The following is a 13015-nucleotide window of genomic DNA, read 5'->3' on the forward strand; positions in this document are numbered from 1 at the left end:
CGGGCGTCAACCCGCCGTCACCGTCAGCAATTTCCATTGAAATCGAAGGTCCAATTTCAATGGAAATTGCGGGTTGTCCACAGTCACCGGTGCGTCGCGGCCCGACACGCCGGAGGCTGTGGACTACGAGCGTTATTCAGGCAGCGTGATCACCTCAAAATAGAGCAACGACCCCAACCGGGGTAAGATCGTTTTCTCCCAAAGAAGACGACTTAAAGGTAGGGCCGTTGCGTTATCAGCCTACTACAGGGCTTGCTACTGACCAGATCGAGGAGCTTGTCGTGCGTATCTGGCAGATCGTCCAGTGTCGCGGCAAGCAACCGTGGCCTCTGACAGTGGGACTATATCGGGCTGTCGTGATCACTTTGGTGTATGTCCGACAGAATTTAAACCAGGCAGCTGTCGGCGATTTATTCGGCCTCAGCCAGCCGACTGTATCGCGGATCTATCGAGGGATTCTCCCCTTGATCGGGGAGGCATTATGTCTGCACATTCCAGATCTCGAGGATGCCATCCGTGGCCGACTCGTCCTGGTCGACGGAACCGATGTCCCGACCGGCAACCGCGCTGGTCACGAGGTCAACTACTCCGGCAAGCGCCGCCGCGCAGGCCTCAACATCCAGATCGCAGCAGATACCGATGGTGACCTGTTGGGAATATCCGCGCCGATGCGCGGCTCGATTCATGACCGCAAAGCATTCGACGAGTGCGGTTGGGAAGGTCAACTCTCGGACACCCCTACTATCGCCGACCCCGCATACCAAAGGGACTCACGCGATCACTCCACGCAAGAAACCCAAGGGTGGTGAACTCTCCACAAACGACAAGGCGAACAACAAGACCATCTCCTCAATACGCTCTGCCGTCGAGCGATGCATCGCCCACGTAAAGAACTGGAAAATACTCGCCACCGGCTATCGGGGACGCCTCGCCGAACTGCCTACCATCATCCGCATTATCGCAGCGCTCGAATTCTACCGCCTTGGGTAGTAACGCCCGTGAATAACGCTCTACTTCTTCGATTTCAATGGAAATCGAAGGTCCGATTTCCATTGAAATTGCGCCGGAACCTGGCGGGGGCGTCAGTGCGGGGTGGCGGCGATGCCTTGGACTAGGATGTCGAGGCCAAAATCAAAGCGCTCTTCCTCGTCGCCGGACATCAGCGCCGGGAGCATCGAGACCATCGTCGGGAACCGGTCCGCCGGCAGTTCCGAGAAGTATTGCTGGACCATTTCCATCCGTTCGATCCGCTCCGCATCACTGAGGCCGAAGTCCGCGCTGCGTTCCATGGCGACCGCCGTGCCGAACAGGGCGAGGATGTCGACGGCAGCCTGGAGCAGATCCGGCTGGTCACCGGCGTGCCCGGGCTGGACGTCGAGATCCTGATGACGGACACCACGGTGGCGACCATGCGGGTGGCCGACCGGTTCAGCTCCGGGCGGGTGCACCTGGTCGGCGACGCCGCGCACACCATGCCGCCACAGGGCGGGATGGGCGGCAACACCGCGCTGATGGACGGCTTCTACCTGGCGTGGAAGATCGCCGCGGTGCTCCGGGGCGAGGCCGGGCCGGGACTGCTCGACAGCCACGACGCGGAGCGACGGCCAGTCGGCGAGCTGATCGCGGAGAACCAGTACCGGAACGCCATCGTGCGCAACCGGCCCGACCTGGCCCGAGAAGGAGACGCGCCGCCGATCGAAGACCCGGCAGTGCTGCTGTTCGGCTACCGGCACAATGGCGCGCTCGTCCGGGAGCCCGGCGACGAGGGCGAGCTCCTGGAGGACGCGACCCTTCCGACGGGCCGCCCGGGCTCGCGGGCCCCGCACGTACGACTGTCCACACCAGATGGAGAGCTGTCCACGATCGACCTGTTCGGCCGGAGTTTCGTGCTGCTGACCGGATCCAGCGCGTGGGCCAGGGCCGCCGATGAGGTCGCCGCCACCCTGGAGGTCCGGCTGAAGCCGCAACTGATCGGTGGCGAAGTCACGGCGCCTGGACCGGGCCGTACGGGGTCGACGCGGACGGGGCCGTGCTGTTCCGCCCGGACCGCTTCATCGCGTGGCGCAGCCAGGGACCCGGCACCGCCCCCGACCTGGAGAAAGCCCTCCGCGCGGTCCTCGACCGCTGAAAGCCGCGGGTGGGTGTTGCAGTTTCGGATGAAACTGCGAACCAACACCGTCAGCTCGGGGCCTGGTTCGACGCCAGTTCCCTGAACAGTTCCCAGGTTCGGCGCTCGTCCCCCGCTGAACCGATCGCGGTCTGGGTAAACGTCCGCCAGATCTCCAGCGGCCGGACGACCGACGACCTCGACACTGAAGCCGTTGCCCCGGCCGCGTGCGCCTTCGACATGCTGCGCACCGGCCTCGACGACGTCTGCGACCAGGCGTGACGGGCACCTCTGGGCAACCGAGGAGGCTGTGTTCGGCGAAAACGGCTGAACCGAAGTACTAGATCAGTCTCGATCCCCGCCGTTCGTCCGCCAGTAGCCGTCACCAATCGATCACGTTCCGTGATGGGCTTAATTTTGCAACAGGCTCCGGGTTGCTCGAAGGTGCCCTTCACCGCGTCCTGCTCACGGGTGCAGGACGACCTTGGTGTAGCCCTCGATGCGTTGGTCGAACTTCCGGTAGGCGTCCGGCGCCTCGGACAGGGACAGCTCGTGGGAGACGACGAAGCTGGGCTTGGCGCGGCCCGCGATGATCATGTCCCGCAGCTGCCGGTTGTAGCGCTTCACGTTGCACTGCCCGGTGCCGATGACCTGGCCCTTCTCGAACATCCGGCCGATCGAGACGAGCAGCATCCCCTTCTTTGCCTCCTCGCTCGGCCCACCGGGGTCGGACGGCACGTACAGGCCCGGCACGCCCAGCCGGCCGGTCGCGCGCACGGTGTCGATCAGCGAGTTCAGCACGACGGCCGGTTCCTCCTTCGAGCCGTCGCCGACCTGCGCCTGGTAGCCGACCGCGTCGACGCCCTTGTCGGTGCCCTCGCCGTTGGTCTGCTCCTTGATCATCTCAACCGGGTCACCCTTGGAGAAGTCGATCGGGATGGCCCCGATCTCCTCCGCCTTCGCCAGCCGCTCCGGCACGCGGTCGACGCAGAACACTCTCGCCGCGCCGCGCAGCAGCGCCGAGTAAGCGGCCATCAGCCCGACAGGTCCGGCCCCGTAGACGACGACGCTCTCGCCTGGCGAGACCTGGGCGAGCTCGCAGCCGTGGTACCCGGTCGGGAAGATGTCGGCCAGCAGCACGAAGTCGGCCTCGTGGCTGCCGTCGGCCGGCAGCGTCAGGCAGTTGAAGTCGGCGAACGGCACCCGCAGGTATTCGGCCTGCCCGCCGGTGTAGGGCCCCATCGCGACGTAGCCGTAGGCGCCGCCGGCGAAGCCGGGGTTGACGGTCAGGCAGAACCCGGTGTTGCCCGCCATGCAGTTCTTGCAGAACCCGCAGGCCACGTTGAACGGCATCACGACCCGGTCGCCGCGGTTCAGGCTGGTCACACCGGAGCCGACCTCCTCGATGATGCCCATGTTCTCGTGCCCGAATACGATGCCCGGTTCGGCAGCCGTCCGGCCCTCGTACATGTGCAGGTCGGAGCCGCAGATGGCGGTCGAGGTGATGCGCACGATCACGTCGTTGGGGTGCCCGAGCGTCGGCCGGTCCACCTCGTTGATCGCGACCGAGAATGGTTCCTGGTACACGACTGCTTTCATCGTTGACCACCTCCGGGTGGAAGACGCGCGAAATCCATCTGCATGCCGACCAGGGACTACCCCGAGCGGGAAGACCTGAGACTCGGACGGGCGTCACCCGAACGAGGGTCCTACGGGGAGTTGCCGGAACTTCACCCACCTGCGGGTGATCTTCGGCTAACTTCGATCAAGTCCGCAGGTGCGAGTTCGGGGGTTCCGGGTCATGACACTGCTGGTCAAGATGCCGCTGGACGACGGCTGCGAACTGCTCATCGAGGCCGCAGACGGTCAGGGCGCGATCCCGGTCGGCGGCGCCGGGAAGGTCGTGCAGGCTTCCGAGACCGTGCAGAAGGCGATGGGCAGCATCCGGTCCGCCGCCGAGGCGGTGCTCGGCGAGCTGCGCGCGATGGAACAGCCGCCGTCGAAGATCAGCGTGCAGTTCGGCATCAAAGTCACCGGGGAAGCCAACCTCGCGGTCGCCAAGTCGACGGGCGAGGCCAACTTCAACGTCTCCGTCGAGTGGAGCGACTCCAAGTCGAGCAAATGACCGGCCTGGCGGCCGATCCGCTCGACCCGGCGGTGGTCGCGAGGGCCAGACCGTCCTGGGCGCGGGGTTCCTGGCCGCACCGGGCGTGGTCGCCACCTGCGCCCACGTCGTCGGCGGAGCGACGCCGGTCGCCGATTTCCCGTTGCTGGGCAGCCACGACCACGCCGTCGAAGTGCTGTCGCAGGACGACGACCTGGACGTCGCGATCCTGCGGCTGGCGAACGCACCATCGGGGGCGCTGCCGGTTCCGGCCCGGATCACCGGCGACGTCCGCGACCACCGCTTCCGGACCTTCGGCTTCCCGCGCGACATGCCGGACGGGATCTGGGTGACCGGCCGCCTGGTCGGCGCGCAGGGCCCGGGCCGCATCCAGATGGCGGTCGACCCGGACCGCTGGCGCATCAAACCGGGCTTCAGCGGAGCCCCGGTCTGGGACGAGGAGCTGCGCGGCATCGTCGTGATGGTCGCCACCACCTCGGCCCGCAGCGGACCACGGCCCACCTGGTACCGACGACGGCGCTCGGCGATGCCTGGACGACCCCGGACCGCAACCCGTACCGGGGTCTGCAGCCGTTCCGGGAAGAAGACGCCGCCCTGTTCCACGGCCGCGACGACGAAGTCGACGAGTCCGAGGGTGGCCGGAGCCATTACGGGCCGATGCTTCCGGCCGATGCCAACGGGATCGAGTTACCGCGGGGTTCACCAACCGTGTCATCGCGCACTCTAGCGACAAGCTGGAGGGCTCCTCCTACACGCGGCACGACGCGCCCGATCGCGGCGCGTGCCTCGTCGACGGTGATGACTGGATCTACGTGTCAAACTCCGAGATCGAGCCCGGCGGCGGGGTCGGGGCAATGCGGTTCGACGTAGGCGGCAACATCGTCGACGCCTACCGGATCCTGGAGGACACGCGGCGCAACTGCTCGGGCGGCGCAACCCATTGGAACACCTGGCTTTCCTACGAAGAGGTCGGCTACGGGTACGCGTTCGAGACCGACCTGCGGGGCGCCGGGGAAGCGGTGCGCGGGACGCGATGGGCAGCTTCAACCACGAAGCCGCGGCGTGCGACCCGGTCCGCAAGGTGATCTCCCTGACCGAGGACGAGCCTGATGGCTGCTTCTACCGGTTCCGGCCGAACAACTGGGGCGACCTCGGAGCGGGTGGACTGCTGGAAGTGCTGGTCGCAGGCGAGTAAACGTCGGGGCAGGTGACTTGGGTGGAGGTCCCGGAGCCAACGCCCGCCGAACGTGACACGCCGACCCGCGAGCAGGTCACCGAGGCGAAGCACTTCGGCGGCGGCGAAGGCTGCTACTACGCCTCCGACAGGTGTTGGTTCAGCAACACGGGCGACAGCCGGGTCTGGCAGTTCAACGTCGCCGACGATACGTTTGGACTCGCCTACGACGGCGGCGGCTGCCTGGGTGCCGTTGACACCTCACCGGGAGCGCCGTCGGCGACCTGTACGTCGCCGAGGAGGGCGACAACATGGAGATCTGCATCATCACGCCGGACGACATAGTGGCCCCGATGCCGCGGGTGAACGGTTACGACTCATCCGGGCTGACCGGTCCGGCGTTCAACCCGGCCGGTGACCGAATGTACTTCTCCTCGTAGTACGGCCGGTCCGGCGAGTTCTCCGACGGCGACACCTACGAGATCACCGGACTGTTCCGCCGCTAGATGCACGTGAGTACTTCTTGTCGCTATAGCGCCATGCCTTTATTCAGGACATCGTGAACAGTTGATGTTTCAGGACATCGTGAACACTGACCGGCCTGTCGGCGTGATCATCGGGTGTTGCCTGGTGATCGTGCTGGGATGGGCAGAACAGGGTTTTCGGTGGATCCCGAGTTCGTCGCCGCGGTCGCGCGGGCCGCACAGGGCGAGAAGATCAACATTTCGCGGTTCTGCCGCGAACATGGTGTGTCGCGGGGTGTGTTCCACAAGTATGTGGCCCGGTTCCGCGCCGAGGGTGCCGAGGGGTTCACCCGCCGCAGCACCGCAACCCTGCGAAAGTGGCTGGCCAAACAACCCGCACCCGAAACTCTCGAGGCGCTGCAGCACCTTCTGGACCTCTACCGCCAGGAGTACAACAACCGGCGTCACCAGGGCATCGACGGCCAGACACCACAACAACGCTACGACGCCACCACCAAAGCCGCGCCTACCGGCGGCCCTGCCGCCAGATCCGGCATCACCCACCGCCCCGTCTCCACCACCGGCGTCTTGGCCTTCTCTGGCTGCTCCATCGTGCTCGGCCAAGCCTGGGCCGGGCACACCACCACGATCTACTGGCAGGGCGACCGCGTCACCATCGTGATCAACGGCACCGTCGCCCGCCAGCTCACCCTGGACAGATCGGTACGCTACCAACGCCTCACCAACCACAACCTGTCCACGACGTGATGAAACACATCTGTTCATGAACTCCTGAAACATGACATGTCGCTATAGCGCCAATGCCGCTTAGCCTATTTTGATCATGATGCTGTGGGGGTGAGTTGGATGCTGGGCGGGCTGTCGTGGCGGGTTCCGGTGTCGGTGGGTTTTTTGACTCGGTAGGCGTTGTGGCGGCCGCGTTTGATCACGCGGGGGTAGCTGCGATGGCGGCGGCGGGGATTGAGGTTGCGGGCGGCGGTGATGTCGGAGGTGATAGCGGCCAGAGATCGTTTCTGGTGTTCAGGGGGAAAAAGCCGCCGGATCGGCGATCCGGCGGCGGACGATGCGGACGGTGCGGGTGAATTTGACCCGGTCGGGGTCGATGTCGGCTTCGGTGGCCGCCCGGCAGATCAGCGCGCTGATCGCGTAGTGGGTGAGCAGGTAGCCGTAGAGCTCCTGGCGGACCATGTCGGGGCTTTTCGACCGCAGCACTCTTCCCGGTCCGCGCAGGACGGTTTTGATCTGTCCGTTGGCGGTTTCGTGTTATCGGGTAAGGCCAGCGGGTTGCCCCGCTGGCCTCCCCTCAGCACTGCCCGTGCGGCTTTCACCGCGAGTCAGCGCAAGCAAGCCGCGAGGGCGGTGTGGGAGTGCAGGCTGTGCGGCTGCGCTGGCGAGCGAGGAGTTCGCGCTGGCAGGCCGCGTGGACGAGGCGGGTGTGGTCACCGTCTGGTGAGCTGGGCCGTCCGTGATGGGTGAGGTAGTTGGCGTTGATCGCCCGTCGGACGACGTGCTGCCACCACCGTTCCCATTCGTGGGGGGACTGCGGTTGGTCGGCGGTCAGGATCGGTCCCCGGCAGATCGGGCAGCGGCCGTCCTGCTTGGTGAGCAGGCGCAGCGTGTAGCTGTCCAGCGGGGGTTTGACGCGCCGTCGCCGGTTGGCCCAGTACTCGGCCAGGGCAGGGTCATCTGGGGATGCCGCGCCCTTGACCATGGTGTGCCGGACGATGCCGGTCCAGGAGGGTTTCGCCAGGTAGGTGCCGCTGGCGGCGTCACCGAACACCCAGCGATCGTTTCTGAACTTGTTGTATTTGCCGAAGTAGCGGGCCACGATCCATTTCTTCGGCTTGTTGGCGTGGCTGAAGGTTGCCCACTTGTAGCAGAGCACCCACAGATAGTTGTCCAGACTGGAAAATGTGCTGGACGAGACCACGCCCCGGTAGTAGGCCGTCCAACCCCGGGTGATGGGGTTGATCCTGGCGATGACCGCAGCCGCGTTCGCCCCGCGCAGGGCGCGGAACTCGGTGCGGAGCCGTTCCCGGATTCGCTGGACAGCCGCTTTCGATGGTTTGATCAGCAGCTTGCCGTGATACCGCCTGATGTTGAAGCCCAGAAAGTCGTACCCATCATCATCGATGTTTACGATCTTGGTCTTTTCCTCATTGAAGCTGAGACCCCTGGGTGCCAACCATTCAGCGATTCTGGCCTTGATTTCCTGTGCCTGCCGCTGGCTGTGGCAGAGTGCGACCAGGTCGTCGGCGTACCGAATTACCATCGGTGAGCCCGGTTTGATTTTCCTCGCCTCGCTGGTGCCGGCGGGGTAGTATTGGACTCCGGCTGCTGTTTCCAGCCCATGCAGAGCGACATTCAGTAGGAGTGGGCTGATCACGCCACCCTGGGGTGTGCCCTCATCGGTTGGCGTGAACCCTTTTCCTTCCTCGATCACACCGGCTTTCAGCCATTCCCGGATCAGGTCCCTGGCCGGGAAAGACCCGAGTGCTTCCAGTAGCCGGTTGTGGTCGATCTTGTCGAATGCCGCTGCCAGGTCCGCGTCCAGAGCCCAGACCCGCTTGGTCTTGGCGGAACAGCAGGTCTGGAAGATCGCCCCGATCGCGTCATGGCAGCTTCGCCCCGGTCGAAACCCGTAAGACTTGGGTTCGAACTGGGCTTCCCACTCAGCTTCGAGTGCATTACGGACCCTGCCTTGATGGCAGCGGTCCGCGATGACCGGAATTCCGAGCGGCCTCAGCTTTGCACGGTTTCCCGCCTTGGGTATATAAACCCTCTTCACCGGCCGGGGACGCCAGGTTGCGGCTTCGCGATGCACCCGCACCGCCAGCTCCATCCTGGCCTGAGGAGTCAAGGCGACCTCCGCATCGACCCCGGCGGTTTTGCGTCCCGCGTTCAACTGCGTCGCTTGCCGCACGCTGACCAGCGTGTTGCTCCAGCTCCGCAGCATGAGTTTCTGCAGGTTCCTGACCGTGGCCAGGGAACCCTCCCGCGCCGCCTTGAAGATCCGCTGCCGTAGCCGCCGTACGTTTTCCTCGTGCAGGCGCCAGTCAATGGCGGCCCAGTCGAGGGTCACGTCCTTGGGTCCGTTCACCATCGGTGTCTAACTTGTCCTTCGGTTCCAGGGTTTCGGCTGCTTGTCTTCAAAGGCTCACCTGCCCACGTCAGCGCCTCTTTCAAGGCCCGGGCACCAGGCCCGGTATCCGGCCAGTTATCCAGTGGCGGCGGCCGGGAGGTGCCGTCGTGTTGCCGCTGGTTTCCTGTTGACTTTCGTCCACCGCCACCAGGGTTTCTCCCGATGACGATGACGCCGTTATCGGCATGACCGGCTTTTGCTTCTTGGGCATCTTGTTCCCGGCAGAGGATTCCGCCTTCCTCGCGGTTGGCCTACCTGCCCGCCCCCAGGCGATCAGGACTCTGCCGGGGTTTCCATGTTCCGCACGTGTGAGATGCGGCCGGGGTGGGTGCCTCCTATACTCCGGGGCGGTGGTGTCCTCCCGATCAGCGCTGGGTCTCCGATCGGCACCTGCCGTTTCTCAACGGCCAGCCCTGTCATCCGCCTGACACATTCCACCGGCGGAAGCCACTATTACGAAGCATGCGGAGATTCACCTACATTCACCCGTCCGGCCTTCTCCTCGCCCGCTGCCGCTGGGTGGAACAGCAGCAGCTTCGGCTTTTACCCTGGGCTTCACACCCCGCGGTTACCCACGACGCATGCCAAGGCGGAGACGATCCCGCGGACACTGGACCGGATCACGTCTTCACTAGGGGAACCTCCAAACAACGTGACCACTCACATCGTGCGACCTCACGTCGCACCCCAGCGGTCGTGGTAGCTCTCGGCCAACGCCGCCGCCGGCGCTGCGGTGGGGTCGGTGATAGTGGTGATCAGCCGGATCAGTTCGCCCTTGCCGTTGCCGTCGCGGTCGGGCACCGTGTATTCCACGACCCGCACAATCCTGGCCTGATCAGGAGGGAGATCCTCGCCGCGGGCGGCGGCGTCGATGAGCGCTTGCCGTGCCCTGCCCCGGATTTTCGCCTCGATCAGCACCGAGCGGTAGGAGCCGTCATACAGCGATCCCAGCACCGGCAGCCTCGTGTTGGACTTGACGCGCCACAATAGTTCCGCACCCGTGTCAGCCGCGGTGCACCAGTCCTGCCAGGTGTAGAAGTTGCGGTCGGCGATCAGCAACCAGCCAGGCTGCAGGCGCCCGTACAACCGTCTCGCCAGGGTCTGTTCCCCGCTGCCCTTGCCAGTGACCCCACCGATTTCAGCGTCCACCATCGCATGCGAGCCGCACTCGCTGACCGACACCACACGGACCTTCGGAAACGCCGACCGGCTCTCCCCCGAGCCGCCGTATCCGAACTCCGCGCCGTTGGCCTTGGTGTCCGGTGCATCCCACTCGAACCCGTCGATGGCCATCAACCGCCACGGCCCGAGAAACGCACCCCGGGTCAGCTCCCCGGCCACCGGGACCGCGACCCGGGCGAACAACTCCGCAAGCGGCTCGGCCCCCAACCGCTGACGAGCCTGGGTGATCCCACCCGAAGTAGGCAGACTCCACTGCTGATCCCAGCAGCCCCACGCCGCCAGCGTATCGGTCAGCCGGGCCGCGACTTCCTCATATTGATCGGGAACTTATAGGTGTGATCTTCGTTGTTCTGGCATGATCGCTGGTGTGCGGGACGCGCGGAGGTTGTCGCCTGAGGCGCAGGAGGATTTGCGGCGCAGGGTGGTCGCTGCTGTTCATGGTGGGATGAGTCAGGTCGAGGCGGCCCGGGTGTTCGCGGTGGCCCCGCAGTCGGTGTCCAGATGGGTGCAGGCGTGGCGGAAACGTGGCTCGAAGGGTCTCACCGGGCGTCGCCGGGGTCGCAAGCCCGGCGAGCAGAAAGCGTTGAGTGCCCGCCGGCAGCGCAAGCTGCGGTATGCGGTGGCCGAGCACACCCCGGCCACGTTCGGGCTGACCGGCCTGGTGTGGACCCGCAAGACGGTGGCCGAGCTGATCCGGGTGCGTCACGGCATCGTGTTGAACCTGCGCACCGTCGGCAACTACCTGCGTTCCTGGGGATTGTCGCCGCAGAAACCGATCCGCAAGGCCTATGAACAGGACCCCGAGTCGGTGCGCCGATGGCTGGAGGAGGACTACCTGGCCATCGCCGCCCGCGCCCGCCGTGAGGGCGCACTGATCCTGTGGCTGGATCAGACCGGGATCCGTTCCGATGCCACCGTGGCCCGCACCTGGGCACCGGCGGGCCAGACACCGGTGGTGGGCAAAACGGGCAAACGGTTCAGCGTGAACGCGATGTGCGCGATCGGGAACAAAGGCGAGCTGTACTTCACCGTCTACACCGGCTCGTTCAACGGCAAGGTGTTCCTGCGGTTCCTGGACCGGCTGACCCGCCATCTGGACCGCAAGGTCCACCTGATCGTTGACGGACACCCCGTCCACCGCCGCAAGACCATCCAGCAATGGATCACCAAGCACGCTGAGGCGATCGAGATGCACTTCCTGCCGGGATACAGCCCCGAACTCAACCCCGACGAGATACTCAATGCCGACCTCAAACGCACCGTTTCCACCAGCACAGCCCCGAAAACCCGCGACGAGTTGAAACAAGCGGTACGTTCCTTCCTTCACCGCCTCCAGAAGCTGCCCGACCGAGTTCGCTCCTACTTCGGCAAACCCGAAGTTCGCTACGCCGCCTGACATCACACATTTGCCACCCGGATCAATAATCCTCCGTGGCGAACAACGCCATCGCCATCACGAAATACACCATGACGTGCGGCGGAAGCTTCCCATCCGAGCGCTTGGCCTGCCGCCCCGCCGCGACGATCACTTCATCGACCACATCCCGAGGAACCGACGAGGCCAGCACCCCCAGCGAAACCAGATCCGTCAACCGGGCACCAGCCACCACGCCATCATCCACCACACCCGAGATCATCCCCGTCACCAAGGGCAAGATCAACTCAAGCTATTGATGCGCAGGGCAAATATGTGATGTCAGGCGGCGTAGCGGACTTCGGGTTTGCCGAAGTAGGAGCGAACTCGGTCGGGCAGCTTCTGGAGTCGGTGGAGGAAGGAGCGGACCACTGTTTCCAGCTCGTCGCGGGTTTTCGGTGCTGTGCCGGTGGACACGGCGCGTTTGAGGTCGGCATTGAGGATCTCATCGGGGTTGAGCTCGGGGCTGTAGCCGGGAAGGAAATGCATCTCGATGTCCGAGCGGTGTTCGGTGAGCCACTTCTGGACGGTCTTGCGGCGGTGGACGGGGTGTCCGTCGACGATCAGGTGGACCTTACGGCCGTGATGGCCGGCCAGGCGTTTGAGGAAGGGGAGGAAGACCCCGGCGTTGAACGACCCGATGTAGACGGTGAAGTACAGCTCGCCCTTGTTGCCGATCGCGCACATGGCATTCACGCTGAACCGCTTGCCTGTCTTGCCCACCACCGGCGTTGTGCCTGTCGGGGCCCAGGTGCGGCCCACAGCGGCGTCCGAGCGGATCCCGGTCTGGTCCAGCCATAGCACCGTCGCGCCTTCGCGGCGGGCGCGGGCGGCGATGGCCGGGTAGTCCTCTTCCAGCCACACCCGCACCGCTTCGGGATTCTGCTCGTAGGCTTTGCGGATCGGTTTCTGCGGTGACAGCCTCCAGGAACGCAGGTATTTGCCGACCGTGGTCAGGCTCAACACGATGCCGTGCCGTACCCGGATCAGCTCGGCCACGGCCTTGCGGGTCCACACCAGGCCGGTCAGCCCGAACGTGGCCGGAGTGTGCTCGGCCACCGCATACCGCAGCTTGCGCTGCCGGCGGGCACTCAACACTTTCTGCTCCCCGGCCTTGCGGCCCCGGCGACGCGCGGCAAGACCCTTCGAGCCGCGTTTTCGCCACGCCTGCACCCATCTGGACACCGACTGCGCCGACACCGCGAACACCTGCGCCGCCTCGGCCTGGGTCATCCCACCATGGACAGCCGCTACCACCCTGCGCCGCAGATCCTCCTGCGTCTCAGGCGATAACCTCCGCGCATCCCGCACACCAGCGATCATGCCAGATCAACGAAGATCAGACCTTTGAGTTCCCGATCAATAAGCGGCATTGCGCTATAGCGC

16 protein-coding genes and 1 pseudogene are annotated in these 13015 nt (G+C 65.1%); 10 read left to right on the forward strand and 7 right to left on the reverse strand.

Annotated features, from left to right (window positions below):
- Positions 1 to 281 precede the first annotated feature (281 nt).
- Both ACRXBZ_RS15065 and ACRXBZ_RS15070 read left to right on the forward strand, forming a co-directional pair.
- Entirely contained in the window at positions 282 to 809 is a 528-nt protein-coding gene (locus tag ACRXBZ_RS15065) for a transposase family protein (protein WP_433879657.1), read from the forward strand.
- Entirely contained in the window at positions 778 to 990 is a 213-nt protein-coding gene (locus tag ACRXBZ_RS15070; RefSeq protein ID WP_433883886.1) for a transposase family protein, read from the forward strand. Before ACRXBZ_RS15065 ends, ACRXBZ_RS15070 begins: the two co-directional genes overlap by 32 nt.
- A 92-nt stretch (positions 991 to 1082) precedes the next feature.
- Here the strand turns inward: ACRXBZ_RS15070 and ACRXBZ_RS15075 are convergent, their stop codons facing one another.
- Positions 1083 to 1289: a TetR/AcrR family transcriptional regulator C-terminal domain-containing protein gene (locus ACRXBZ_RS15075; RefSeq protein ID WP_433879658.1), complete on the reverse strand. Its 207-nt coding sequence runs from the start codon at positions 1287 to 1289 to the stop codon at positions 1083 to 1085.
- Here ACRXBZ_RS15075 and ACRXBZ_RS15080 point away from each other — a divergent pair.
- Entirely contained in the window at positions 1221 to 2213 is a 993-nt protein-coding gene (locus tag ACRXBZ_RS15080) for an FAD-dependent monooxygenase (protein ID WP_433879659.1), read from the forward strand. The two genes, ACRXBZ_RS15075 and ACRXBZ_RS15080, sit on opposite strands and share 69 nt — an antisense overlap.
- Before the next feature lie 359 nt (positions 2214 to 2572).
- On the opposite strand, the gene ACRXBZ_RS15085 is transcribed toward ACRXBZ_RS15080, so the two are convergent.
- Positions 2573 to 3706 carry a glutathione-independent formaldehyde dehydrogenase gene (locus tag ACRXBZ_RS15085; RefSeq protein ID WP_433879660.1) on the reverse strand — a complete coding sequence of 378 codons (1134 nt, stop codon included), beginning with the start codon at positions 3704 to 3706 and terminating at the stop codon, positions 2573 to 2575.
- Positions 3707 to 3908: 202 nt separating this feature from the next.
- Between ACRXBZ_RS15085 and ACRXBZ_RS15090 the strand changes: the two genes are divergently transcribed.
- From ACRXBZ_RS15090 to ACRXBZ_RS15115, 6 genes are all read left to right on the forward strand, one after another.
- The gene (locus ACRXBZ_RS15090) at positions 3909 to 4232 is read left to right on the forward strand and encodes a CU044_2847 family protein (protein ID WP_168585340.1); all 324 of its coding nucleotides are present in this window, start codon (positions 3909 to 3911) and stop codon (positions 4230 to 4232) included.
- Positions 4233 to 4302: 70 nt separating this feature from the next.
- A complete protein-coding gene (locus ACRXBZ_RS15095) occupies positions 4303 to 4959 on the forward strand; it encodes a S1 family peptidase (protein WP_433883887.1) in 657 nt (218 codons plus the stop codon).
- 85 nt (positions 4960 to 5044) lie between these two features.
- Entirely contained in the window at positions 5045 to 5317 is a 273-nt protein-coding gene (locus ACRXBZ_RS15100; RefSeq protein ID WP_433884146.1) for an alkaline phosphatase PhoX, read from the forward strand.
- Positions 5266 to 5427, forward strand: a complete 162-nt coding sequence (locus tag ACRXBZ_RS15105) for an alkaline phosphatase PhoX (protein WP_433879661.1) — start codon at positions 5266 to 5268, stop codon at positions 5425 to 5427. Before ACRXBZ_RS15100 ends, ACRXBZ_RS15105 begins: the two co-directional genes overlap by 52 nt.
- A 290-nt stretch (positions 5428 to 5717) precedes the next feature.
- Complete coding sequence (locus ACRXBZ_RS15110) at positions 5718 to 5846, forward strand: hypothetical protein (RefSeq protein ID WP_433879662.1); 129 nt, start codon at positions 5718 to 5720, stop codon at positions 5844 to 5846.
- Positions 5847 to 6071: 225 nt separating this feature from the next.
- Complete coding sequence (locus ACRXBZ_RS15115; RefSeq protein ID WP_433879663.1) at positions 6072 to 6638, forward strand: helix-turn-helix domain-containing protein; 567 nt, start codon at positions 6072 to 6074, stop codon at positions 6636 to 6638.
- A 273-nt stretch (positions 6639 to 6911) separates the two neighbouring features.
- Here the strand turns inward: ACRXBZ_RS15115 and ACRXBZ_RS15120 are convergent, their stop codons facing one another.
- From ACRXBZ_RS15120 to ACRXBZ_RS15130, 3 genes and pseudogenes are all read right to left on the reverse strand, one after another.
- On the reverse strand, positions 6912 to 7103 hold the full coding sequence (locus tag ACRXBZ_RS15120; protein ID WP_433879664.1) for a hypothetical protein: 192 nt from the start codon (positions 7101 to 7103) through the stop codon (positions 6912 to 6914).
- Positions 7104 to 7215: 112 nt separating this feature from the next.
- Positions 7216 to 8994 carry a group II intron reverse transcriptase/maturase gene (ltrA, locus tag ACRXBZ_RS15125; protein WP_433879290.1) on the reverse strand — a complete coding sequence of 593 codons (1779 nt, stop codon included), beginning with the start codon at positions 8992 to 8994 and terminating at the stop codon, positions 7216 to 7218.
- A 714-nt stretch (positions 8995 to 9708) separates the two neighbouring features.
- Positions 9709 to 10521: pseudogene (locus tag ACRXBZ_RS15130) on the reverse strand (IS4 family transposase); the annotation flags it as partial.
- Positions 10522 to 10570: 49 nt separating this feature from the next.
- On the opposite strand from ACRXBZ_RS15130, the gene ACRXBZ_RS15135 reads away from it, so the two are divergent.
- Entirely contained in the window at positions 10571 to 11611 is a 1041-nt protein-coding gene (locus ACRXBZ_RS15135) for an IS630 family transposase (protein WP_433879665.1), read from the forward strand.
- Positions 11612 to 11633: 22 nt separating this feature from the next.
- Here the strand turns inward: ACRXBZ_RS15135 and ACRXBZ_RS15140 are convergent, their stop codons facing one another.
- Both ACRXBZ_RS15140 and ACRXBZ_RS15145 read right to left on the reverse strand, forming a co-directional pair.
- A complete protein-coding gene (locus ACRXBZ_RS15140; RefSeq protein ID WP_433879666.1) occupies positions 11634 to 11852 on the reverse strand; it encodes a transposase domain-containing protein in 219 nt (72 codons plus the stop codon).
- Between the two features lie 59 nt (positions 11853 to 11911).
- Entirely contained in the window at positions 11912 to 12952 is a 1041-nt protein-coding gene (locus ACRXBZ_RS15145) for an IS630 family transposase (RefSeq protein WP_433879667.1), read from the reverse strand.
- Between the last annotated feature and the right edge of the window lie 63 nt (positions 12953 to 13015).

The sequence above is a fragment of the Saccharopolyspora hattusasensis genome (assembly GCF_050972075.1).
GTDB classification, from domain to species: Bacteria; Actinomycetota; Actinomycetes; order Mycobacteriales; family Pseudonocardiaceae; genus Saccharopolyspora; species Saccharopolyspora hattusasensis.